Genomic DNA, 23,095 nt, shown 5'->3' with positions numbered 1-23,095 from the left:
TATTGGATCTTCATCGATCAGTTAAATCAGCAACTGCACACCGCGCTATCCAGCACCTTGCGCAGCTCCAATGGGTGGTCCACCACCACATCCGCCCCCCAGTGACGCGGATTGTCGTCCGGATGGATATAGCCGTAGGTAACTGCCGCCGTCCGGGTGCCGGCATCGCGACCGGATTCGATATCACGCAAATCGTCGCCCACGAACAACACGCTGGCCGGGTCGAGGTCGAGCATCTTGCACGCCAGGATCATCGGCTCCGGGTCCGGCTTGCTGTTCTTTACGTGGTCCGGACAGATCAGCACGGCCGAGCGTTCGGCCAGGCCCAGTTGCTGCATGATCGGCTCGGCAAAGCGCAGCGGCTTGTTGGTGACCACGCCCCAGACCAGCTTGGCTTTCTCGATGTCTTCCAGCAGCTCGGCCATACCGTCGAACAATTTGCTGTGCACCGCGCAGTCCTTGAGGTAGCGCTCGAGGAATTCCTGGCGCAGCGCTTCGAAACCTGGCGACTCCGGGTCCATCGAGAACGTCACGGCGACCATCGCCTTCGCGCCACCGGAGATTTCATCGCGGATGTGCTGGTCGTTGACCGGCGGCAGGCCACGGTCGGCGCGCATGGCCTGGCAGATGGCGATAAAGTCCGGCGCGGTGTCCAGCAGGGTACCGTCCATGTCGAAGAGAACCGCTCGCAACTTCACAGGCTTACTCCTCGCGCAGGGTCTGGATCATGTAGTTGACGTCAACGTCGTTGGCCAGTTTGTAGTGCTTGGTCAGCGGGTTGTAGGTCAGGCCGATGATGTCCTTGACGGTCAGCCCCGCCTGGCGGCTCCACGCGCCCAGCTCGGAGGGGCGGATGAATTTCTTGAAGTCATGGGTGCCGCGCGGCAGCAGCTTCATGATGTATTCGGCGCCGATGATCGCGAACAGATAAGCCTTGGGGTTGCGGTTGATGGTGGAGAAGAACACCTGGCCGCCGGGCTTGACCATGCGGAAACAGGCGCGGATCACCGAAGACGGGTCCGGCACGTGTTCGAGCATTTCAAGGCAGGTGACCACGTCGAACTGTTCGGGCATTTCCTCGGCCAGGGCTTCGGCGGTGATCTGGCGGTATTCCACGCTTACGCCGGATTCCAGCTGGTGCAGCTGGGCCACGGCCAGCGGTGCCTCGCCCATGTCGATGCCCATGACGGTTGCGCCGCGCTGGGCCATGGCTTCACTGAGGATGCCACCGCCGCAACCGACGTCCAGCACCTTTTTGCCGGCCAGGTTGACGCGTTCGTCAATCCAGTTGACCCGCAGTGGGTTGATGTCATGCAGCGGCTTGAACTCGCTCTCACGGTCCCACCAGCGGTGGGCCAGGGCTTCGAATTTGGCGATTTCGGCGTGGTCGACGTTGCTCATGGTGAATCCTCTGAATCTGATAAATCGGTTTATTCGCTGTGCCCGCTGATGCGTTGGCCCCAGGCAATGGCCGTGGCGGTCAACTGTGCTTCATCCATGCGGGTCAATCGTCGGTCGTCGAGCAACTGCTTGCCGGCGACCCAAAGGTGTTTCACACAATCGCGACCGGTGGCGTAGATAAGCTGTGAGACCGGGTCGTAGATCGGTTGTTGCGCCAGCCCCGAAAGGTCGAAGGCGACGATATCCGCAGCCTTGCCGACTTCCAGCGAGCCGATCTGGCTGTCCAGGCCCATCGCCCGCGCGCCATTGAGGGTGGCCATGCGCAGCGCGCGATGGGCGTCCAGCGCAGTGGCCGAACCGGCGACGGCCTTGGCCAGCATCGCGGCGGTGCGGGTTTCGCCCAACAGGTCAAGGTCGTTGTTGCTGGCGGCGCCGTCAGTGCCTATAGCCACATTGACGCCAGCCTGCCACAGGCGTTCAACCGGACAGAAGCCGCTGGCCAGTTTCAGGTTCGATTCCGGGCAATGGATCACGCTGGTGTTGCTTTCTACCAGCAAAGCCAGGTCATCCTCGCTGATTTGGGTCATGTGAACGGCCTGGAAGCGCGGGCCCAGCAAGCCAAGGCGACCCAGGCGGGCCAGTGGCCGCTCGCCCGTCTGTTCCACGGCCTGCTGCACCTCGAAGGCGGTTTCGTGCACGTGCATATGGATCGCGGCGTCCAGCTCTTCAGCGATGATCCGGATATTTTCCAGGTTGTCATCGTTGACGGTATAGGGCGCATGGGGGCCGAACGTGATCTTGATGCGTGGATGATGCTTGAGGTCGCCGAACAGCTCGATGCCCTGGCGAATCGCCTCATCGGCGCTGCTGGCGCCCGGGATCGGGAAGTCCAGGATCGGAATGGCGATCTGCGCGCGCATGCCGCTGTTGTGCACGCAATCGCTGGCGACCTTGGGGTAGAAATACATATCGGAGAAGCAGGTGATGCCGCCCTTGAGCTGCTCGGCGATGGCCAGATCGGTGCCATCGCGCACGAAGGCTTCATCGACCCACTTGGCCTCGGCGGGCCAGATGTGTTTTTCCAGCCAGGTCATCAATGGCAGGTCATCGGCCAGGCCGCGGAACAGGCTCATCGCCGCATGCCCGTGGGCGTTGATCAGGCCGGGGCTGAGCAGCATGCCCGGCAGTTCGCGCACTTCGTTCGCCTCAAGCTTCAATGCCGCCGCCCGCGGCCCGATAAACACGATGCAACCGTCGCGGATACCCAGGCCATGCTCCTTGAGCACTACGCCGGCGGGTTCGACGGGTACCAGCCAGGTCGGCAGCAGTAATAAGTCGAGCGGGGCGGCAGTGGGCGTCATCGCAGGCTTCTTCCTGGGCAGCTATAAAAGAAGGGCGAAGTATACCCGAGCGTCCCGGCGGGCGGATCGCTATAATCGGCGGCTTTTGTTCATGAGTACGGGGTTAAGGGATGCGCGACCGACTGTTGGCGGCGGAGAAGGTGAAGGCCATCGAGTGGCGTGATGGCGTGCTGCACCTGCTCGATCAGCGTGCATTGCCGGCCCGGGAAAGCTGGGTAACGTGCTCAACCGTCGACGAGGTGGCCGCCGCCATTCGCGCGAGGGTGGTGCGCGGCGCGGCGGCCATTGGTATCAGTGCGGCCTACGGCCTGGTCCTGGCTGCGCGCCAGCGCATTGCCGAGGGCGACGACTGGCAGGCGGCATGGGAAGAAGACTACGCATTGCTGGCCGATACCCGCCCCACCGCATCCAACCTGTTCTGGGCGTTGAAGTGCATGCGCGAGCGCCTTGACCGTCTCAAGCAACACGCCGACCCGTTGGCGGCGCTGGAAGCCGAAGCCATTGCGATTCATGAGAGCGATCGCGAAGCCAATGTGGTCATGGCCCAATTGGGCCTCGAGCGCATTCGCAAGCATCAGGGCAACGCCCAGGCGATCCTGACCCATGGCAACGCCGGCGCCCTTGCCTCCGGCGGTGTCGGCACGGCCCTCGGGGTGATCCGCGCGGCATTCCTGGAAGGCCTGGTCGAGCAGGTTTATGCCAATGAAACCCGGCCGTGGCTGCAAGGCTCGCGATTGACCGCCTGGGAGTTGGCCGGCGCCGGCGTTCCGGTCACGGTAAATGCCGACGCTGCCGGGGCGCATATCCTCAAGACCAAAGGCGTCACCTGGGTGGTGGTCGGCGCGGACTGCATCGCGGCCAATGGCGATGTGATCAGCACGATCGGTACCTATCAACTGGCCGTTTGCGCCATGCACCACGGCGTACGCTTCATGGTGGTGGCGCCGAGCTCGACCGTCGATCTGATGATGGCTACCGGCGATGATGTGACCCTGGAAGAGCGTGACGGCGCTGAGTTGCTGGAGGTGAATGGCCAGCGGTTGGAGGCGCAGGTATTTAATCCGGCGTTCGATGTGACGCCGGCGGATCTGATTGATGTAATCGTGACCGAAAAAGGTGTGGTGGAGCGGCCGGATACTGCCAAGCTGGCCAGGTTGATGTGCCGTAAGCGGCTGCATTGAGGGCTGTGGTGTCTGTGCCATTGCTATCGGGGGCAAGCCCCCTCCCACAGGTTTGACTGTGTTCACAATTCAAGTGTGGGAGGGGGCTTGCCCCCGATTGGCCCTCAAAGTCAATAAAAGTCCCGGATTTGCCCTCAAAAAACAGCACCACCCCACCTCTGAGCCTCTCTCGTCCCCCTCAAGCCTGTCATTCATCAAATTACTAGCCTCCATGCGCATCAGGGGGATAGGTGCGTGGCGGCGATTGTGATAACATCCGGCGGTTTCCAGGGCTGCCCCGAGGGGTGGTCCATAACGTGCAGATCCGTGTCATAACTCGTTGATTTGTCGTAAGTCGTTGTCAGGCACCGTGCCGGCAGCGGCGAGCTTTGTTCGTCCCGAATGGATGTAACGAAGTTTCACCCGAAAAAGGAATCAGGCTTCTCATGGGCGAACTGGCCAAAGAAATCCTCCCGGTCAATATCGAAGACGAGCTGAAACAGTCCTACCTCGACTACGCGATGAGCGTCATTGTCGGTCGGGCACTGCCTGATGCGCGCGACGGCTTGAAGCCCGTGCACCGGCGTGTGCTGTTCGCGATGAGCGAGCTGGGTAACGACTGGAACAAGCCGTACAAGAAATCTGCCCGTGTTGTCGGTGACGTGATCGGTAAGTATCACCCCCACGGCGACACTGCGGTGTACGACACCATCGTTCGGATGGCCCAGCCGTTTTCCCTGCGCTACCTGCTGGTAGACGGCCAGGGCAACTTCGGTTCGGTCGACGGCGACAACGCCGCGGCCATGCGATACACCGAAGTGCGCATGACCAAGCTGGCGCACGAACTGCTGGCCGATCTGCATAAAGAAACCGTGGACTGGGTGCCGAACTATGACGGCACCGAAATGATCCCGGCCGTCATGCCCACCCGTATTCCCAACCTGCTGGTCAACGGTTCCAGCGGTATCGCCGTGGGCATGGCCACCAACATCCCGCCGCACAACCTCGGTGAAGTCATCGACGGTTGCCTGGCCCTCATCGACAACCCCGAGCTGACCGTCGATGAGCTGATGCAATACATCCCCGGCCCGGACTTCCCGACCGCCGCGATCATCAACGGTCGCGCCGGCATCATCGAAGCCTACCGCACCGGTCGCGGGCGCATTTACATGCGCGCCCGCTCGATCATCGAGGACATCGACAAGGTCGGTGGCCGCCAGCAGATCGTCATCACCGAACTCCCGTACCAGCTGAACAAAGCGCGCCTGATCGAAAAGATCGCCGAGCTGGTTAAAGAGAAGAAGCTCGAAGGCATCACCGAACTGCGCGACGAGTCCGACAAGGACGGTATGCGCGTAGTCATCGAGCTGCGTCGTGGCGAAGTGCCCGAGGTGATCCTCAACAACCTGTACGCCCAGACCCAGCTGCAAAGCGTGTTTGGCATCAACGTGGTTGCCCTGATCGATGGCCGCCCACGCATCCTGAACCTCAAGGATCTGCTGGAAGCCTTCGTCCGTCACCGCCGTGAAGTGGTCACCCGTCGTACCGTGTTCGAATTGCGCAAGGCCCGCGAGCGCGGCCACATCCTGGAAGGCCAGGCGGTTGCGCTGTCGAACATCGACCCGGTAATCGCCCTGATCAAGGCATCGCCGACGCCGTCGGAAGCCAAGGAAGCCCTGATCAAGATGCCGTGGGAATCCAGTGCCGTGGTGGCCATGGTTGAACGCGCCGGCGCTGATTCCTGCCGCCCTGAGACCCTGGACCCGCAATACGGCCTGCGTGACGGCAAGTATTTCCTGTCGCCGGAACAGGCCCAGGCCATCCTGGAACTGCGCCTGCACCGCCTTACCGGGCTGGAGCACGAGAAGCTGCTGGCCGAGTACCAGGAGATTCTCAACCAGATCGGCGAGCTGATCCGCATCCTCAACAGCGCCGTGCGCCTGATGGAAGTGATCCGCGAAGAACTCGAAGTGATCCGCGCCGAATACGGCGACGTGCGCCGCACCGAAATCCTCGATGCGCGCCTCGACCTGACCCTGGGTGACATGATCCCGGAAGAAGAGCGTGTGGTGACCATCTCCCACGGTGGCTATGCCAAGACCCAGCCGTTGGCGGCGTACCAGGCCCAGCGTCGTGGCGGTAAAGGTAAATCGGCTACCGGCGTCAAGGATGAGGACTACATCGCTCACCTGCTGGTCGCCAACAGCCACACCACGCTGCTGCTGTTCTCCAGCAAGGGCAAGGTGTACTGGCTGAAAACCTACGAAATCCCGGAAGCCTCCCGTGCCGCCCGTGGGCGTCCACTGGTCAACCTGCTGCCGCTGGACAGTGATGAATACATCACCACCATGCTGCCGGTCGAGGAATACACCGAAGGTCACTTCATCTTCATGGCCACCGCCATGGGCACCGTGAAGAAGACCCCGCTGGAATCCTTCAGCCGTCAACGCAGTGTGGGCCTGATCGCCCTGGAACTGGATGAAGGCGACGTGCTGATCTCTGCCGCGATCACCGATGGCGAGCGCGAAGTCATGCTGTTCTCCGACGGCGGCAAGGTCACGCGCTTCAAGGAGTCCGACGTTCGCGCCATGGGCCGTACCGCCCGCGGCGTGCGCGGCATGCGCCTGCCGGAAGGGCAGAAGCTGATCTCCATGTTGATCCCGGAAGAAGGCAGCCAGATCCTTACCGCGTCCGAGCGTGGCTACGGCAAGCGCACCGCCATCAGCGAGTTCCCGGAGTACAAGCGTGGCGGCCAGGGCGTGATTGCCATGGTCAGCAACGACCGCAACGGCCGTCTGGTCGGCGCGGTGCAGGTGCTCGACGGCGAGGAGATCATGTTGATTTCCGACCAGGGCACCCTGGTCCGTACCCGCGTGGCGGAAGTATCGAGCCTGGGCCGTAACACCCAGGGCGTGACCCTGATCAAGCTGGCCAAGGATGAAAAACTGGTCGGCCTTGAGCGTGTGCAGGAGCCTTCGGAAGTTGAGGGCGAAGCGCTCGAAGGTGAGGAATTCGACGGCGAGGTGATCGCAGCCGGCGATGACAACGTCGACGAGCCAACCCTCGATGCTGCCGCAGACGAAGAAGAACCGCAGGAATAAGCGGACACACAGGGGGCGGATGAAGATTCGCCCCCTTGTTGTTTGTCCCCTTTGAAATATAACGCCGCCCCCTGTAGGAGCTAGCTTGCTCGCGAAAATCGCCAACGATGACGCGGGCTGCCTGATACGCCCTTGCGCTATCGGGTTTTTCGCGAGCAAGCTCGCCCCAGCAGTGTTTGATTTCAGTCCCACCAGATCAGAGAGATTGGATGTGAGCAAGAGAGCCTATAACTTCTGTGCCGGTCCCGCGGCGCTTCCTGAAGCAGTCCTGCAGCGCGCGCAGGCTGAACTCCTCGACTGGCATGGAAAAGGCCTCTCCGTGATGGAAATGAGCCATCGCAGCGATGAGTTCGTGTCCATCGCCACCAAGGCCGAGCAGGATCTGCGCGACTTGCTGGACATCCCCTCCCACTACAAAGTGCTGTTCCTGCAGGGCGGCGCGAGCCAGCAGTTCGCCCAGATCCCGCTGAACCTGCTGCCCGAAGGCGGCACGGCCGACTATATCGACACCGGTATCTGGGGTCAGAAGGCCATTGAAGAAGCCTCCCGCTACGGTCATGTCAATGTGGCAGGCACCGCCAAGCCTTATGACTACTTCGCCATTCCTGGTCAGAACGAATGGAATCTGTCCAAGGATGCGGCCTACGTGCACTACGTCGCCAATGAAACCATCGGCGGCCTGCAATTCGACTGGGTGCCGCAAGTGGGCGATGTCCCACTGGTGTGCGACATGTCCTCGGACATCCTCTCGCGCCCCATCGATGTGTCCAAGTACGGCATGATCTACGCCGGCGCGCAGAAAAACATCGGCCCGAGCGGCATCCTGGTCAATATCATCCGCGAAGACCTGCTCGGCCGCGCGCGCTCGGTGTGCCCGACCATGCTCAACTACAAGGTCGCGGCCGATAATGGCTCGATGTACAACACCCCGCCGGCATTCGCCTGGTACCTGTCCGGCCTGGTGTTCGAATGGCTCAAGGAGCAGGGCGGCGTGGCTGCCATGGGCAAGCTCAACGAAGTGAAGAAGCGCACCTTGTACGACTTCATCGACGCCAGCGGCCTGTACAGCAACCCGATCAACCTCGCCAATCGCTCATGGATGAACGTGCCATTCCGCCTGGCTGACGACCGCCTGGACAAGCCGTTCCTGGCCGGTGCCGACGAGCGCGGCCTGCTGAACCTCAAGGGTCACCGTTCGGTCGGTGGCATGCGCGCCTCCATCTACAACGCCGTCGACATCCACGCCATCAACGCGCTGGTTGCCTACATGGCAGAGTTCGAAAAGGAACACGGCTAATGTCTGAGCAAGAACTCAAGGCCCTGCGGGTACGCATCGACAGCCTGGACGAGAAAGTCCTCGAGCTGATCAGCGAGCGCGCACGCTGCGCCCAGGAAGTGGCCCGGGTGAAAATGGCGTCCCTGGCGGAAGGCGAGGTGCCGGTGTTCTACCGGCCCGAGCGCGAGGCTCAGGTGCTCAAGCGCGTGATGGAGCGCAACAAGGGGCCGCTGGGCAACGAAGAGATGGCGCGGTTGTTCCGTGAAATCATGTCCTCGTGCCTGGCGCTGGAGCAGCCGCTGAAAGTGGCGTACCTCGGCCCGGAAGGCACCTTCACCCAAGCGGCGGCCATGAAACATTTCGGCCATGCCGTGATCAGCAAGCCAATGGCGGCGATCGACGAAGTGTTCCGCGAAGTGGCGGCCGGTGCGGTGAATTTTGGCGTGGTGCCGGTGGAAAACTCCACCGAAGGCGCGGTCAACCACACGCTGGACAGCTTCCTGGAACACGACATGGTGATCTGTGGCGAGGTCGAGCTGCGCATCCACCACCACCTGCTGGTGGGCGAAAACACCAAGACCGACAGCATCAGCCGTATCTATTCCCACGCCCAGTCCCTGGCTCAGTGCCGCAAGTGGCTGGACGCCCATTACCCGAACGTCGAGCGCGTGGCGGTCTCCAGCAATGCCGAGGCGGCCAAGCGGGTCAAGGGCGAGTGGAACTCGGCGGCGATTGCCGGCGATATGGCGGCTGGCCTGTACGGGCTCACGCGCCTGGCCGAGAAAATCGAGGACCGTCCGGACAACTCCACGCGCTTCCTGATGATCGGCAGCCAGGAAGTGCCGCCCACCGGCGACGACAAGACCTCCATCATCGTCTCCATGAGCAACAAGCCCGGTGCGCTGCATGAGCTGCTGGTGCCGTTCCACGACAACGGGATTGACCTGACGCGCATCGAGACGCGTCCTTCGCGCAGCGGTAAATGGACCTACGTGTTCTTTATCGACTTCATCGGGCATCACCGTGACCCACTGGTCAAAGGTGTGCTGGAGAAAATCAGCCAGGAGGCCGTGGCACTCAAGGTGCTGGGCTCTTACCCGAAAGCGGTTTTGTGAGGCTTTGACATGAGTGGCAACTTCCTCGCCCTGGCGCAGCCGGGCGTGCAACAACTCTCGCCTTACGTTCCGGGCAAGCCTGTGGACGAGTTGGCGCGTGAGTTGAATCTGGATCCGTCCAAAATCGTCAAGCTGGCGAGTAACGAAAACCCGCTGGGCCCGAGCCCCAAAGTGTTGGCGGCGATTCGGGAAGAGTTGGCCGAGCTGACCCGTTATCCCGACGGCAACGGCTTTGCCCTCAAGTCGTTGCTGGCGCAAAAGTGTCGGGTCGAGCTGAACCAGGTGACCCTGGGCAACGGCTCCAACGACATCCTCGAGCTGGTCGGCCGGGCCTACCTGGCACCGGGCCTGAACGCGGTGTTCAGTGAGCATGCATTTGCGGTCTACCCGATCGTCACCCAGGCCGTAGGCGCCGAAGCGCGGGTGATTCCGGCAAAAGACTGGGGGCACGATCTGCCGGCAATGCTGGCCGCAATCGATGCGCAAACCCGCGTGGTGTTTATCGCCAACCCGAATAACCCGACGGGCACCTGGTTCGATGAGCAGGCCTTGAACGAATTCCTGCAGGACGTGCCCGAGCACGTCCTCGTGGTGCTGGACGAGGCTTATATCGAGTACGCCGAAGGCAGCGACCTGCCGGATGGACTGGCCTTCCTGGCGGCCTATCCGAACCTGCTGGTGTCGCGCACCTTCTCCAAGGCCTACGGCCTGGCGTCGCTGCGGGTTGGCTATGGTTTATCCAGCGCGGTAGTCGCTGATGTGCTGAACCGTGTGCGCCAACCGTTCAACGTTAACAGTCTGGCCCTGGCGGCGGCCTGCGCGGCGTTGAACGATGCCGATTACCTCGAGGAAAGCCGTCGCCTCAACGAGCGCGGCATGCAGCAATTGCAGGACGGTTTTCGCGAGTTGGGCCTGGGCTGGATTGCGTCCAGGGGCAACTTTATCTGCGTCGACCTCGGCCAGGTAGCCGCTCCGGTCTTCCAGGGTTTGCTGCGCGAAGGCGTGATCGTACGCCCGGTGGCCAATTACGGCATGCCCAATCACCTGCGCGTCACCATCGGTTTGCCGGCTGAGAACAGTCGCTTCCTGGAGGCGTTGGCCAAGGTGCTGGCCCGTGGTTGATGTCACTGCATTGCAACCTGCTGTGCCTATGATCGGTCGCCTGGTGGTGGTCGGTCTTGGGTTGATCGGTGGATCCTTCGCCAAAGGTCTGCGCGAGAGCGGCCTGTGCGGCGAAGTGGTCGGTGTGGACCTCGACCCGCAATCGCGCAAGCTGGCGGTGGAGCTGGGGGTGGTGGATCGCTGCGAGGCGGACCTGGCCATCGCGTGCCAGGGTGCCGACGTGATCCAGCTGGCCGTGCCGATCCTGGCCATGGAAAAGCTGTTGGCGATTTTGGCCGGCCTGGATTTGGGCAGCGCGATCCTCACGGATGTCGGCAGCGCCAAGGGCAACGTGGTGCGCGCAGCACAACTGGCGTTTGGTGAAATGCCGCCGCGTTTCGTGCCCGGCCATCCGATTGCCGGCTCCGAGCAGAGTGGGGTGGAAGCCTCCAACGCCCAGCTGTTTCGTCGGCACAAAGTGATCCTGACGCCGCTTGCGCAGACCGATCCTGCGGCCTTGGCCGTGGTGGACCGGTTGTGGCGCGAGTTGGGCGCGGATGTGGAGCATATGCAGGTCGAGCGTCACGACGAAGTGCTGGCGGCGACCAGCCATCTGCCCCATCTGTTGGCATTCGGCCTGGTGGATTCATTGGCCAAGCGCAACGAGAACCTGGAGATTTTCCGCTATGCCGCCGGCGGCTTCCGCGACTTCACGCGGATTGCCGGCAGCGACCCGGTGATGTGGCACGACATCTTCCTCGCCAATCGTGAAGCGGTGTTGCGTACCCTCGATACCTTCCGCAGCGACCTCGACGCCTTGCGCGACGCCGTGGATGCAGGCGATGGCCATCAACTGTTGGGTGTGTTCACCCGTGCGCGGGTGGCGCGTGAACACTTCAGCAAGATCCTGGCGCGGCGCGCCTATATGGAAACCGCAGTGAATGCCGACGAACTGACCTTCATCGCCCGTCCAGGTGGCCGCTTGAGCGGGCGCATTCGGGTGCCGGGTGACAAGTCGATCTCCCATCGCTCGATCATGCTGGGCTCATTGGCTGATGGCGTGACCGAAGTGGAAGGCTTCCTTGAAGGTGAGGACGCCCTGGCGACCTTGCAGGCATTTCGCGACATGGGCGTGGTGATTGAAGGGCCGCACCACGGCCGCGTGACGATTCATGGCGTGGGCTTGCATGGCTTGAAACCGGCGCCGGGGCCGATCTACCTGGGCAATTCCGGCACGTCCATGCGCCTGCTGTCCGGGTTGCTGGCGGCGCAGCGCTTCGACAGCGTGCTGACGGGCGATGCGTCGCTGTCCAGGCGCCCGATGAGCCGCGTGGCCAAGCCGTTGCGGGACATGGGTGCACTGATCGAGACCGGGCCGCAAGGGTGCCCGCCGCTGACCATCCGCGGTGGCCAGGCACTCAAAGGCATCAATTATGTACTGCCGATGGCCAGTGCCCAGGTGAAATCCTGTGTGTTGCTGGCCGGACTGTATGCCGAAGGCAAAACCGCAGTGACCGAGCCTGCACCGACCCGCGACCACACCGAGCGCATGCTGCGCGGTTTTGGTTACCCGGTGACCGTGGAGGGCGCGACGGCGTCGGTCGAATCCGGGCATACGTTGACCGCTACCCATATAGAAGTGCCTGGGGATATTTCCTCCTCGGCATTTTTCCTGGTGGCGGCCACGATTGCCGAGGGTTCCGAGTTGTTGCTCGAACATGTCGGTATCAATCCGACCCGCACCGGGGTGATCGATATTCTGCGCCTGATGGGCGCGGACATTACCCTGGAAAACCCGCGTGAAGTGGGTGGCGAACCGGTGGCCGACTTGCGTGTACGCGCCGCTGTGCTTAAAGGCATCGAGATTCCCGAAGCGCTGGTGCCGCTGGCGATCGATGAGTTTCCCGTGCTGTTCGTCGCCGCCGCCTGCGCCGAGGGGCGCACCGTGTTGCGCGGTGCCGAGGAGCTGCGGGTGAAGGAATCCGATCGCATCCAGGTCATGGCCGACGGTCTGCTGGCGCTGGGTGTGAAGTGTGAACCGACATCTGATGGGATTATCATTGATGGCGGCCCGATAGGCGGCGGCGACGTGCATGCCCATGGCGATCACCGCATCGCCATGGCATTGAGCGTGGCGTCGTTGCGAGCGGCGGCGCCGATTCGTATCCGTGACTGCGCTAACGTCGCTACATCTTTTCCGAACTTTCTTACACTGTGTGCCCATGTTGGCATGCGTGTAGCCCAAGAGGCTCAATTGTGAATATCAAAGCACCGGTGATTACCATCGATGGGCCAAGCGGCTCGGGCAAAGGCACGATCGCCGGCATCCTGGCCAAGCGTCTCGGCTGGTGCCTGCTCGATTCCGGCGCGCTGTATCGCCTGCTGGCCTTCGCTGCGCGCAACCATGGCGTCGACCTGACCAACGAAGAATCCCTGAAGCTGCTGGCGGCGCACCTTGACGTCCAGTTCGTCGGCGCGACGGAAGGTCATCCCCAGCGGATCATCCTCGAAGGGGACGACGTGACCGACGACCTGCGTAACGAGCAAGTCGGTTCCTGGGCCTCCCAGGTTGCCGCGTTGCCCGCCGTGCGTGACGCATTGCTGCAGCGCCAGCGCGCGTTTCAGGAGTCGCCGGGCCTGGTCGCCGACGGCCGTGACATGGGCACGGTGGTGTTTCCCGAGGCGCCGCTGAAGATTTTCCTGACCGCCAGCGCCGAGGAACGTGCTCGCCGCCGTTACTTGCAGTTGAAGGGCAAAGTCGATGGTGTTAGTCTGTCGAGTCTGCTAGATGAGATCCGTGCACGCGATGAGCGTGATACCCAGCGTGCGGTAGCCCCGCTCAAGCCGGCGGCTGACGCCATACAGCTGGATTCCACGGAGTTGTCCATCGAGCAGGTGCTGGAACGCATCATGAGCGAGATCGCCATTCGCGATATCGCCGGGTGACCAAGAAGGCTGCAGGGGACCAGTCATAGTCCTGCGGTGCTTCTTCTAATTGAAACTGACCCATACCGTCTGGGGTGTGGAGATGGGCGTATTCTTCGCCCTTATCAACAGGAATTAAAATGAGCGAAAGCTTTGCGGAACTCTTTGAAGAAAGCCTAAAAACCCTGAACCTTCAGGCAGGCTCCATCATCACCGGTGTTATCGTTGATATCGATTACCAAGCTCGCTGGGTAACCGTTCACGCTGGTCTGAAGTCTGAAGCTCTGATCCCGCTGGAACAGTTCTACAACGATGCTGGTGATCTGACAATCAATGTTGGTGACGAAGTTCACGTTGCTCTGGACTCGGTTGAAGACGGTTTCGGTGAAACCAAGCTGTCCCGTGAAAAAGCCAAGCGCGCTGAATGCTGGATTGTTCTCGAAGCAGCCTTCGCAGCTGAAGAAGTGGTCAAGGGCGTTATCAACGGTAAGGTTAAAGGCGGCTTCACTGTCGACGTTAACGGCATCCGTGCGTTCCTGCCAGGTTCTTTGGTCGACGTTCGTCCTGTGCGTGACACCACGCACCTGGAAGGCAAAGAACTCGAATTCAAGGTCATCAAGCTCGACCAGAAACGCAACAACGTTGTCGTTTCCCGTCGCAGCGTCCTGGAAGCAGAGAACTCCGCCGAGCGTGAAGCTCTGCTGGAATCCCTGCAGGAAGGCCAACAAGTCAAAGGTATCGTCAAGAACCTCACCGATTACGGCGCATTCGTCGATCTGGGTGGCGTCGATGGCCTGCTGCACATTACCGACATGGCTTGGAAGCGTATCAAGCATCCATCGGAAATCGTCAACGTTGGCGACGAGATCGATGTCAAGGTTCTGAAATACGATCGCGAACGCAACCGTGTTTCCCTGGGCCTGAAGCAACTGGGTGAAGATCCATGGGTCGCTATCAAAGCCCGTTACCCAGAAAGCACCCGCGTGACCGCGCGTGTTACCAACCTGACCGACTACGGCTGCTTCGCTGAGCTGGAAGAAGGCGTGGAAGGCCTGGTACACGTTTCCGAAATGGACTGGACCAACAAGAACATCCACCCTTCGAAAGTCGTACAAGTCGGCGACGAAGTGGAAGTTATGGTTCTGGACATCGACGAAGAGCGTCGTCGTATCTCCCTGGGCATCAAGCAGTGCAAATCTAACCCATGGGAAGATTTCTCTGGCCAGTTCAACAAGGGCGATAAAATCTCCGGCACCATCAAGTCGATCACCGATTTCGGTATCTTCATTGGTCTGGACGGCGGCATCGACGGCCTGGTTCACCTGTCCGACATCTCCTGGAACGAAGTTGGCGAAGAAGCTGTTCGTCGTTTCAAGAAGGGCGACGAGCTGGACACCGTTATCCTGTCGGTTGACCCAGAGCGCGAGCGTATCTCCCTGGGCATCAAGCAACTGGAAAGCGATCCGTTCTCCGAGTACGTACAAGAGAACGACAAAGGCGCCATCGTTAAAGGTACAGTGAAAGAAGTTGACGCCAAAGGCGCCATCATCACCCTGGCCGACGATATCGAAGCGACTCTGAAAGCCTCCGAAATCAGCCGTGACCGCGTTGAAGACGCGCGCAACGTTCTGAAAGAAGGCCAGGAAGTAGAAGCCAAGATCATCAGCGTTGACCGCAAGAGCCGCGTAATCCAACTCTCCATCAAGTCTAAAGACGAAGTGGAAGAGAAAGAAGCTATCCAGAGCTTGAAAGAAACTCCGGCAGCTGCAACTGGCGAGACCACCATGGCCTCCCTGCTGCGCGAAGCAATGGCTAAGCAGAACTAAGTTCTGTAAGGCTGTAGAAAAAGGGCGACTTCGGTCGCCCTTTTTTGTGCCTGAAATTTGATGAATTAACATCCTCGAACCAAGGCATTCAGCCTGTGGTCAGAACTGGCTATAGTCTTTAAAAGATATGTCGCGTTACTGATTCGATAAGGGTTTGAATGAACAGGATTCTCTTGATACTTGCGTTGATCGTACTTGCGGGTTGCTCCAGCACCAGCGCTAAGACCCATGCCAAGCGCGGCGTCAGCGGCATAGAGGTCGATTGCTCTGGTCTGGGTAACAAATGGGAGAAGTGCGAAAAACGCGCTGCTCGCGAATGCAAAATGCAGGGCTATAAAGTCATTACCCGATCCAGTGATGCTTCGGATGAAGAGGGCGATTACCCATTCGGCTGGAACCCCGCCGGCGCAGTCACGCGGACGATGTTAGTGATCTGCAATTAGGGTCCTGTGTGTTCACAGTGAGCGTTTATTCAGCTCGCAGATAAGTTGATATACGGGCTGTTCAAATTCATCAAGTCATGCTAAAACCTTCGAAGCGCTTTTCCTAGCTGCTTGAAAAAGAAGGGAAAAATATGACGAAGTCGGAGTTGATCGAACGAATTGTCACCCATCAAGGGCTGCTCTCATCCAAGGATGTGGAGCTGGCTATCAAGACCATGCTCGAGCAAATGTCCCAATGCCTGGCCACTGGAGACCGCATCGAAATTCGCGGCTTCGGTAGCTTTTCCCTCCACTACCGCGCGCCGCGCGTTGGCCGCAACCCAAAAACCGGCCAATCCGTCAGTCTCGACGGCAAGTTCGTTCCCCACTTCAAACCGGGCAAGGAATTGCGCGATCGGGTGAACGAAGAAGAGGAAGAGGGCGTCTGAGTATTTCTTTGGAAAGGAGATGGGTATGCGTGGGGTTAAGCGCGTTGTTGCGATATTGATTGCAGTGCTTGCGGGTTTGGTAATTTTGGCATTTGTGCTCGAGAATCAGCAAGGTGTTGCGTTGTCTTTCTTGGGTTGGAGTACTGCGCAGATGCCGGTGGCGGTGTTTGTGGTGATTGCTTTGATTGTAGGAATGTTGATTGGGCCGTTGTTGGGGGTGTTTGTACGTAGGCGTCGGCATAAGACGATTGCCTAGTGGTTCAGGTGTGGTGCGGTGAGCGGCGCTCATGACCGTTTGTCAGAAATCTCATCATGCAGAGCTCTTTGAGCTTTGCACTGCTGCCTGGCCACCCAGTCCTGCTGGTTACGACAGTTCCCACGGAAAAATCAGAATCGTCCGACATACATTTCAAGGCTTGTATTATGCCAAAGAGATGGCAAAATGGAATCTGTTCTCGATAACGGGCATTTTGTGCGCTCAAAATTTGGCAGAGACGCCGGTTTTTGGCTGTTACTAATTAAAATAAAAAATACACAATTTTGTCTGCATAACGAGCCCGCAGTTTCTCTTTGAAGGCAGGTTTTTGTTGTGAGTAGTAGCTTTCGCATCCCCTCTGCACCTCCGCACGGTGAGGTTGATATCACCGCAGTTTTCCAAGCCATTTGGCAACAGAAAATCCTTATTTTATGTGTGACCGTAGGGGTGACATTGGCTGCGGCAGTCTATGCATTCACTGCAACTCCTGAGTACCAAGTAAGTAGTGTTTTGCGCCCCGCTGCTATCAATGAGCTGGATGCTTTGAATCGTTCTGAGGTCTATCAGCTACCCCCAGGGGATGCGCTTATCAAAGTAGGCGCATCGTTGGAGTCTTATGAGACTCGACTCAATTTCTTCAGGGCTAATCAGGAGTTGTTCAAGCCCTTCGAGCGCCCTGGACGTACACTTGAGCAAAGCTTTGACGCTTTTAATCGCGACTCGCTGAAGTTAGTGCTTCCCGATCCAAAAAAATCAGACTCTCTGAGTGCCTATATAGGTCTTGGGCTCACTTATCCGAAGGGTATTGATGGCGTCAACGTGCTTAATAAATTCGTTGATTTCGCGATTGGTGCTGAGCGTGAACAGATCGCTGCCGACCTCCGAGTGATTGTTAAAAACCGTCTAAGCGAACTGGAAGGTAAGATTGAAGCGGCTCGCTCAAGTTATAAGACGGATAAAGATGCGCGAATAGCAACGCTTCTAGAGGCCGACAATCTCAAGCGGGCACAGTTGCAGGACGAGCTGAAAGCTTTGCGCCAGCAAATCAAAACTACTCGCCAGGACCGCATTACGCAACTGGGTGAGGCTATTGCGATTGCTAAATCTCTCGGAATCGAGAAGCCGACGACACCTTCTGCCTTGGGTGAAAAAAGTACGGGTTCCAGCGAAAGTAGCAGCGTGATGCGAACAGAGATTAATAATCAGCAAATACCCCTTTATTTCATGGGCGTAGAAGCATTATCGGCTGAACGGACGGCGCTGTTGCAACGCAAGTCTGATGACTTTACCGAAGGCCGAATCGCCCAAATCGCTCGTGAATTGCAGTTGCTGCAGAGTAACCGTGAAATTGAGGTGTTAAACCAGCGGAAAAATGAAGACCTCTTTCTTTCCGGGGTTGAGCCTCTGAGGGCGGAGGTTGTACGCCTGAGAAATCTGGGCAATCTCGACATCAGCAACATGAAGCTGGTAACGATAGACCGAAAAGCGCTTGAGCCATTAAGACCTGTAAATCCTAAGAGAGTGTTGATACTGGCGGTCGGCATTTTTGTGGGTGGGATCTTGGGAGTTCTCTCTGCATTGGTCAGGCATTTTGTCGTCAGTGGTCGACGCGCCAGGCAACAGGAGGCCACTCCGCGGATCTCTAATGCTGAAGGTAAGCCATCGCACGAGAAGGCGGTACTGTAATCCTGCCTTTCAGTGCATCCAGCAAGCCATGATCTTGCATAGTCATGGCTCATTATTGGTCCCGGATTTTGAGGTTTACCGGGCATCCCTTGAGTATTCAACCATCGAAGCTTTGCACCCTGGTCGGGAGGGGAAGCTGTTTCCTTCGTCATCACCTAGTGCTTGGCCCGCGCTGCTATAAATTCAGTTTTTGGTAATTTCAAATGCAGGGCATTTGCAGAGGGGATTTCGCTGCGAGCTGGCTAATTGACGCTGCAGTGGGTGGCCTCGACGCCGTTGGAGTCTTTCACAGTTCGTTTTTGAATTGGAGGGTTAGAGCTGTATCATAGTGCCCTTTGTCGCCATCGAAAATACTGTGTCAGCGCACATAGGCAAGGTGTCAAAAGCATGCCGAACAAAAAAGGCCATTCGGCCGGCCGGTTGCAATACGCAGCAGAAGCGCCGCCGTGATAAGTATTTGGCGAGGTAGGGTGATCCAACGCTTTCAAGGATTTCAGCTAAAGGTTTTGGATGGGCGGCACGATTTTTCAGTAAAAATCAAGTAAACCTCTGTCCGAATGGTGGGGGGATCTGGACGTTAAGGACGTGTTTTGGATATGACAATGTTGAAGCGTAAGGGAATCATTCTTGCAGGAGGCGCGGGCACCCGCCTCTATCCATTGACACTGGGAGTGTCGAAGCAAATGCTCCCCATCTACGACAAACCGATGATCTTCTACCCGCTGTCTGTGCTAATGCTGGCAGGTATTCGTGAAATTTTGATTATCTCGACCCCCGATGATTTGCCAGGATTCCAGAAATTACTCGGTGACGGCAGCCAATACGGTGTGCAATTGAGCTATGCGGAGCAGCCTAATCCCGACGGCTTAGCGCAGGCATTCATTATAGGTGAGGAGTTTATTGGCAAAGACCCTGTGTGCCTGATTTTGGGCGATAACATTTTCTATGGTCAGCATTTTTCCGATAACCTGCGATCTGCCATGTCGCAGACGTCTGGTGCCACCGTATTTGGATATCACGTATCGGACCCGGAACGTTTCGGTGTGGTTGAGTTTGACCCTATTGGACGTGTGCTCAGTATTGAAGAAAAGCCCGCAAAACCTAAGTCGAATTATGCTGTTACAGGCCTGTACTTTTACGACAACCAAGTCGTGCAGATCGCTAAAAGCATCCTCCCATCCTCACGTGGCGAGCTTGAAATTACCGATGTAAATCGTGTTTACCTTGAGCAGCGAAGCCTGACTGTCGAAATGTTGGGGCGAGGCTTTGCTTGGCTGGACACGGGCACCCATGAGTCATTGTTGGAGGCGAGTCAGTTTGTGCATACCATTGAGCATCGGCAGGGCTTGAAAGTGGCTTGCCTCGAAGAAATCGCCTTTCATGCCGGCTGGATTACGCCCGAACAATTGGCCATTCAAGTGCAGCACTTGAGTAAAACAGGCTATGGGCAATACTTGCGGAACATACTTACTGAGCATACGAGCTAATGAAGTTTATAGAGACCAAGTTGGCCGGTGTGGTCATCATTGAGCCCAAAGTATTCGCGGATGACCGTGGATGGTTTATGGAAAGTTTCAATGAGCCGTTGTTTCATGAGCAACTCGCCGCATTAGGTCATCCAATCCCGCGCCCATTTGTACAAGACAATCATTCATGCTCAAAAAAGCATGTCTTGAGGGGACTGCACTTTCAGCATGATCCCCATGCCCAGGGCAAACTGGTGCGGGTTACCGCAGGCAGTGCCTATGACGTGGCGGTAGATATCAGAAAGGGCTCGCAAACATTTGGCCAGTGGGTGGGCGTCGAGTTGTCAGCGAGCAATGGCCGGATGCTTTGGATTCCAGAAGGATTTGCGCACGGTTTCTTAGCCTTGGAAGACAATACGGAGTTTCTCTACAAAACTACGGATACTTACTCCAGGGCCTGTGAGCAATCGATCAACTGGAGCGATCCCGCCATTGGTATCCAATGGCCGGTGACTCAGGAGTTGATCATCAGCCAGAAAGATAACGAAGCTCCGTTGCTCTCGGATGTGATTTCCTTTGTTTCAGCGCTAACAGGCAATGTGACGTCGAGTGAACTGCAAATAATCGGAGATGATCGTGGCAGTCTGATTGCCCTTGAGCAAGGGCGTGATATCCCGTTTGACGTCAGACGAGCCTATTACATTTTTGATACTAAAACAGGTGTCAGCAGGGGCTCGCACGCTCATTTCAGATTAGAGCAGTACATTATCTGCCTGTCTGGTAAATGCAGAATTTTGATCGACGACGGTGTGACGCGGAAGTCAATTTGGCTGGACGCCCCGAACAAGGCCATTCACATCAAGAGGCTGATTTGGCGCGAGATGCACGATTTCAGTGAAGATTGCGTTCTCCTGGTGTTCGCAAGCAATCATTATGATGAAGGCGATTATCTACGAAATTACGATGATTTCATGCGTGCGGTGAAACGATACGCTTGATTGAATAGCATGCTTGCTCAGGTCCAGCATTAGCGAGCCCGCCTTTTAGCGCGCGGCCTGATCAAGCAGCTTACAGATTTGCAGCGGTGCAGCGTTGGCTGTGCCTTATGCACCCAATAACGAAGCACCGAAATCAGGTATTTTTTGATGATCCCATTTCTCGATCTAAAATCATTGAACAAGGCTTATCGTGAAGAGCTCATAGAAGCAGCGACACGTGTCATTGATTCGGGCTGGTATATTCAGGGGGAATGCCTCAAGCGCTTTGAGGAGGAGTTTTCAGCCTACACGGGCGCACTTCACACTGTCGGTGTGGCGAACGGTCTGGACGCATTGACCTTGACCATACGTGCCTGGAAAGAGTTGGGGAAACTCAAGGATCACGATGAGGTTATAGTCCCGGCTAATACCTACATCGCGACATTACTGGCCGTCACCGAAAACAATTTGACACCGGTTCTGGTTGAGCCTGACGCAGACACCTACAACTTGTGCCCCAGGAACATCGAGCACGCACTAACTGAAAAAACGCGGTTGATCATGCCGGTTCATCTCTATGGACAGTTGGCTGACATGCCTGCGATTGATGCGATCGCAAAACGCGAGAATTTATTGGTGTTGGAAGACTCCGCTCAAGCACATGGCGCACAGGTGGCGGGTAAGAGTGCGGGTAGCTGGGGGGATGCATCTGGCTTCAGTTTCTACCCAGGCAAAAACTTGGGGGCGTTAGGGGACGCAGGTGCGATTACCTCCAGTGATGCTGAACTGGTCAATATGATTCAGGCATTACGAAACTATGGTTCCCATGAGAAGTACAAGAACCTGGTGCAGGGCGTGAATAGCCGGCTTGACGAAATTCAGGCTGCAATGTTGAGCGTGAAGCTTAAGTATCTTCAGGCGCAGACCGAGGCCCGTCGACGGGTTGCCGCCATTTATATGGCTGGGATAAAAAACCCATTGATTAAGTTGCCATTGAATACCGACGTTGACGTGATGAATCGTGCCTCGCATGTTTGGCATCTTTTTGTCATACGGTCCAACGTAAGAGAGGATTTACAGCGCCACTTGGAGAAATCCGGTGTTCAAACACTGATCCATTATCCCATCCCGCCTCACCAGCAGCAGGCTTATGCACAGTCCTACTTTTATAATAAGTCATTTCCTGTTACTGAAAGCATTCATCGGGAAGTATTAAGCTTGCCAATCAGTCCAGTGATGACCGACGCTGAGGCTCAGCATGTCGTTGAGGCTTGCAACAGCTTTTCTGTAGACGCCTGACATGACGCTGCTTCGGACAAGCCTCCTCAACGGTATTGCCGTCATTATCAAGATGCTCACTTTGTTGGGCATCAACAAAATGCTGGCAATTTATGTAGGGCCTTCTGGATATGCCGCCTTAGGCCAGTTTCAAAACGCTGTTCAGATGGTGACGACGTTCTCGACGGGCGCCATTAGCAACGGGGTGACCAAGTACACCGCTGAATACGACGGCGATGAAGAGGCGCAGCGTCGAGTGTGGCGCACGGCGGGCACAATCGCATTTGTCGGCTCAGTTGTAACATCTGTCTTGATTATTTGCTTCAGCAAACCGCTGGCTGTGTGGTGTTTTAATGATGAATCCTTGTACAGCGTGTTTATCTGGTGCGCTGCTACAGTGGTTTTTTTCTCCTTTAACACCTTGCTGCTCGCTATTCTCAATGGCAAAAAGGAAATCAACCGATACATCCTGGCCAATATCGGGGGGAGCCTCCTTTCCCTGCTGGTCACTATTGTCATGGTTGTAGGGTACGGATTATACGGGGCATTGATTTCCTTGGTGCTCTACCAATCTATTGCATTTTTTGTAACGTGCTTGCTCTGCTACAGAACGCCTTGGTTTCGGTTTTCAAATTTATTAGGACGTTTGGATAAGCAGGTCGCCATCAACCTGACTAAGTTCACTGCCATGGCGCTCACCACAGCCGCATGCGTGCCAGTCAGTCATATTTTGGTCCGGAATTATCTTGGTGCGGAGTTCGGCTGGGAAACGGCTGGTTATTGGGAGGCTATGTGGCGCTTAAGTACAGCGTATTTGCTGCTCGTGACAACGACGTTGGGTCTGTATTTTTTGCCGAAGTTATCGGAGCTGGTCAATCCTGAGGATATCAGGAAGGAGATCGTGCAAGGGTATAAGCTAATTCTGCCTGTTGCGATGGTCTGCGGGTTAGCGATCTACCTCCTGAGGGACTTTATTATCGGGCTTCTATTTACCAGTGCGTTCAGCCCCATGAGAGACTTTTTCGCTTGGCAGATGTTGGGCGATACACTGAAAATTGCAAGCTGGATCCTTGCGTACCTGATGCTGGGTAAAGCGATGGTTAAGATGTATATTTTTACAGAAGTGATTTTTGCATTCGGGTTTTATCTATTGACAATAGTATTGACGAAGGTGGGTGGGCCGGTTGGTGTGACGTGGGCTCATGCCGTTAATTACGGTTTTTACTTAGTTGTCATGTACTTTCTTATTTACAGAAAGCTCAATCAAAATAATGCAATATGAGGTCCTTTTGCCC

The 23,095-nt window shown here is 57.3% G+C and carries 19 protein-coding genes and 1 pseudogene; 17 read left to right on the top strand and 3 right to left on the bottom strand.

Going from position 1 to position 23,095, the window contains the following annotated elements; all coding sequences use genetic code 11:
* Positions 1–26: 26 nt before the first annotated feature.
* The 3 genes from mupP to J1G34_RS02145 are packed head-to-tail and all read right to left on the bottom strand — an operon-like array spanning position 27 to position 2,762.
* Entirely contained in the window at positions 27–698 is a 672-nt protein-coding gene (mupP, locus tag J1G34_RS02155) for an N-acetylmuramic acid 6-phosphate phosphatase MupP (protein WP_065886405.1), read from the bottom strand.
* Positions 699–702: 4 nt separating this feature from the next.
* Positions 703–1,401, bottom strand: coding sequence for a bifunctional 2-polyprenyl-6-hydroxyphenol methylase/3-demethylubiquinol 3-O-methyltransferase UbiG (ubiG, locus tag J1G34_RS02150; RefSeq protein ID WP_003189760.1), 699 nt, complete (start codon positions 1,399–1,401; stop codon positions 703–705).
* Positions 1,402–1,430: 29 nt separating this feature from the next.
* Positions 1,431–2,762: a TRZ/ATZ family hydrolase gene (locus tag J1G34_RS02145; protein WP_222993181.1), complete on the bottom strand. Its 1,332-nt coding sequence runs from the start codon at positions 2,760–2,762 to the stop codon at positions 1,431–1,433.
* Between the two features lie 110 nt (positions 2,763–2,872).
* Here J1G34_RS02145 and mtnA point away from each other — a divergent pair, with 110 nt between their 5' ends.
* The 17 genes and pseudogenes from mtnA to J1G34_RS02065 all read left to right on the top strand — a co-directional run bounded on the left by mtnA (position 2,873) and on the right by J1G34_RS02065 (position 23,082).
* Positions 2,873–3,943 carry an S-methyl-5-thioribose-1-phosphate isomerase gene (gene mtnA / locus J1G34_RS02140; RefSeq protein WP_065893577.1) on the top strand — a complete coding sequence of 357 codons (1,071 nt, stop codon included), beginning with the start codon at positions 2,873–2,875 and terminating at the stop codon, positions 3,941–3,943.
* A gap of 425 nt (positions 3,944–4,368) precedes the next feature.
* On the top strand, positions 4,369–7,023 hold the full coding sequence (gyrA, locus tag J1G34_RS02135) for a DNA gyrase subunit A (RefSeq protein ID WP_065886408.1): 2,655 nt from the start codon (positions 4,369–4,371) through the stop codon (positions 7,021–7,023).
* 211 nt (positions 7,024–7,234) lie between these two features.
* Positions 7,235–8,320, top strand: a complete 1,086-nt coding sequence (gene serC / locus J1G34_RS02130; protein ID WP_065936287.1) for a 3-phosphoserine/phosphohydroxythreonine transaminase — start codon at positions 7,235–7,237, stop codon at positions 8,318–8,320.
* Positions 8,320–9,414: a prephenate dehydratase gene (pheA, locus tag J1G34_RS02125; protein WP_003172650.1), complete on the top strand. Its 1,095-nt coding sequence runs from the start codon at positions 8,320–8,322 to the stop codon at positions 9,412–9,414. The genes serC and pheA overlap by 1 nt, the downstream gene beginning before the upstream one ends.
* A gap of 9 nt (positions 9,415–9,423) precedes the next feature.
* Positions 9,424–10,536 (top strand): histidinol-phosphate transaminase, encoded by a 1,113-nt coding sequence (hisC, locus tag J1G34_RS02120; protein ID WP_122560885.1) that lies wholly within the window; start codon positions 9,424–9,426, stop codon positions 10,534–10,536.
* A 28-nt stretch (positions 10,537–10,564) separates the two neighbouring features.
* Positions 10,565–12,775 (top strand): bifunctional prephenate dehydrogenase/3-phosphoshikimate 1-carboxyvinyltransferase, encoded by a 2,211-nt coding sequence (locus J1G34_RS02115; RefSeq protein ID WP_065936311.1) that lies wholly within the window; start codon positions 10,565–10,567, stop codon positions 12,773–12,775.
* Positions 12,772–13,461 carry a (d)CMP kinase gene (gene cmk, locus J1G34_RS02110; RefSeq protein ID WP_222993179.1) on the top strand — a complete coding sequence of 230 codons (690 nt, stop codon included), beginning with the start codon at positions 12,772–12,774 and terminating at the stop codon, positions 13,459–13,461. Before J1G34_RS02115 ends, cmk begins: the two co-directional genes overlap by 4 nt.
* Before the next feature lie 119 nt (positions 13,462–13,580).
* The gene (gene rpsA / locus J1G34_RS02105; RefSeq protein WP_065886412.1) at positions 13,581–15,266 is read left to right on the top strand and encodes a 30S ribosomal protein S1; all 1,686 of its coding nucleotides are present in this window, start codon (positions 13,581–13,583) and stop codon (positions 15,264–15,266) included.
* Between the two features lie 158 nt (positions 15,267–15,424).
* On the top strand, positions 15,425–15,709 hold the full coding sequence (locus J1G34_RS02100; protein ID WP_222993177.1) for a hypothetical protein: 285 nt from the start codon (positions 15,425–15,427) through the stop codon (positions 15,707–15,709).
* A gap of 131 nt (positions 15,710–15,840) precedes the next feature.
* Entirely contained in the window at positions 15,841–16,137 is a 297-nt protein-coding gene (gene ihfB / locus J1G34_RS02095; RefSeq protein WP_003189779.1) for an integration host factor subunit beta, read from the top strand.
* A gap of 25 nt (positions 16,138–16,162) precedes the next feature.
* A complete protein-coding gene (locus tag J1G34_RS02090) occupies positions 16,163–16,393 on the top strand; it encodes a lipopolysaccharide assembly protein LapA domain-containing protein (RefSeq protein WP_065936290.1) in 231 nt (76 codons plus the stop codon).
* 333 nt (positions 16,394–16,726) lie between these two features.
* Entirely contained in the window at positions 16,727–18,079 is a 1,353-nt protein-coding gene (locus J1G34_RS02085) for a Wzz/FepE/Etk N-terminal domain-containing protein (protein ID WP_065936291.1), read from the top strand.
* A gap of 596 nt (positions 18,080–18,675) precedes the next feature.
* Positions 18,676–19,566, top strand: coding sequence for a glucose-1-phosphate thymidylyltransferase RfbA (rfbA, locus tag J1G34_RS02080; protein ID WP_065936292.1), 891 nt, complete (start codon positions 18,676–18,678; stop codon positions 19,564–19,566).
* Positions 19,566–20,123: pseudogene (rfbC, locus tag J1G34_RS27040) on the top strand (dTDP-4-dehydrorhamnose 3,5-epimerase); the annotation flags it as partial. The gene rfbA and the pseudogene rfbC, both read left to right, overlap by 1 nt.
* Complete coding sequence (locus J1G34_RS27035; RefSeq protein ID WP_339434565.1) at positions 20,112–20,543, top strand: sugar 3,4-ketoisomerase; 432 nt, start codon at positions 20,112–20,114, stop codon at positions 20,541–20,543. The pseudogene rfbC and the gene J1G34_RS27035, both read left to right, overlap by 12 nt.
* Before the next feature lie 147 nt (positions 20,544–20,690).
* The gene (locus tag J1G34_RS02070) at positions 20,691–21,821 is read left to right on the top strand and encodes a DegT/DnrJ/EryC1/StrS family aminotransferase (RefSeq protein ID WP_065936294.1); all 1,131 of its coding nucleotides are present in this window, start codon (positions 20,691–20,693) and stop codon (positions 21,819–21,821) included.
* 1 nt (position 21,822) lies between these two features.
* Positions 21,823–23,082 carry an O-antigen translocase gene (locus J1G34_RS02065; RefSeq protein ID WP_065936295.1) on the top strand — a complete coding sequence of 420 codons (1,260 nt, stop codon included), beginning with the start codon at positions 21,823–21,825 and terminating at the stop codon, positions 23,080–23,082.
* Positions 23,083–23,095: the final 13 nt, after the last annotated feature.

Source organism: Pseudomonas sp. Wu6 (assembly GCF_019891515.1).
Lineage (GTDB): Bacteria > Pseudomonadota > Gammaproteobacteria > Pseudomonadales > Pseudomonadaceae > Aquipseudomonas > Aquipseudomonas orientalis_A.
This window is presented reverse-complemented; position numbering and strand designations above follow the sequence as displayed.

Excerpts from the sequence above, each read along its gene's own strand:
- ubiG (WP_003189760.1), bottom strand. The coding sequence starts at position 1,401 with ATGAGCAACGTCGACCACGCCGAAATCGCCAAATTCGAAGCCCTGGCC.
- J1G34_RS02145 (WP_222993181.1), bottom strand. The coding sequence starts at position 2,762 with ATGACGCCCACTGCCGCCCCGCTCGACTTATTACTGCTGCCGACCTGG.
- mtnA (WP_065893577.1), top strand. The coding sequence starts at position 2,873 with ATGCGCGACCGACTGTTGGCGGCGGAGAAGGTGAAGGCCATCGAGTGG.
- gyrA (WP_065886408.1), top strand. The coding sequence starts at position 4,369 with ATGGGCGAACTGGCCAAAGAAATCCTCCCGGTCAATATCGAAGACGAG.
- pheA (WP_003172650.1), top strand. The coding sequence starts at position 8,320 with ATGTCTGAGCAAGAACTCAAGGCCCTGCGGGTACGCATCGACAGCCTG.
- hisC (WP_122560885.1), top strand. The coding sequence starts at position 9,424 with ATGAGTGGCAACTTCCTCGCCCTGGCGCAGCCGGGCGTGCAACAACTC.
- J1G34_RS02115 (WP_065936311.1), top strand. The coding sequence starts at position 10,565 with ATGATCGGTCGCCTGGTGGTGGTCGGTCTTGGGTTGATCGGTGGATCC.
- rpsA (WP_065886412.1), top strand. The coding sequence starts at position 13,581 with ATGAGCGAAAGCTTTGCGGAACTCTTTGAAGAAAGCCTAAAAACCCTG.
- J1G34_RS02100 (WP_222993177.1), top strand. The coding sequence starts at position 15,425 with ATGAACAGGATTCTCTTGATACTTGCGTTGATCGTACTTGCGGGTTGC.
- ihfB (WP_003189779.1), top strand. The coding sequence starts at position 15,841 with ATGACGAAGTCGGAGTTGATCGAACGAATTGTCACCCATCAAGGGCTG.
- J1G34_RS02090 (WP_065936290.1), top strand. The coding sequence starts at position 16,163 with ATGCGTGGGGTTAAGCGCGTTGTTGCGATATTGATTGCAGTGCTTGCG.
- rfbA (WP_065936292.1), top strand. The coding sequence starts at position 18,676 with ATGACAATGTTGAAGCGTAAGGGAATCATTCTTGCAGGAGGCGCGGGC.
- J1G34_RS02070 (WP_065936294.1), top strand. The coding sequence starts at position 20,691 with ATGATCCCATTTCTCGATCTAAAATCATTGAACAAGGCTTATCGTGAA.
- J1G34_RS02065 (WP_065936295.1), top strand. The coding sequence starts at position 21,823 with ATGACGCTGCTTCGGACAAGCCTCCTCAACGGTATTGCCGTCATTATC.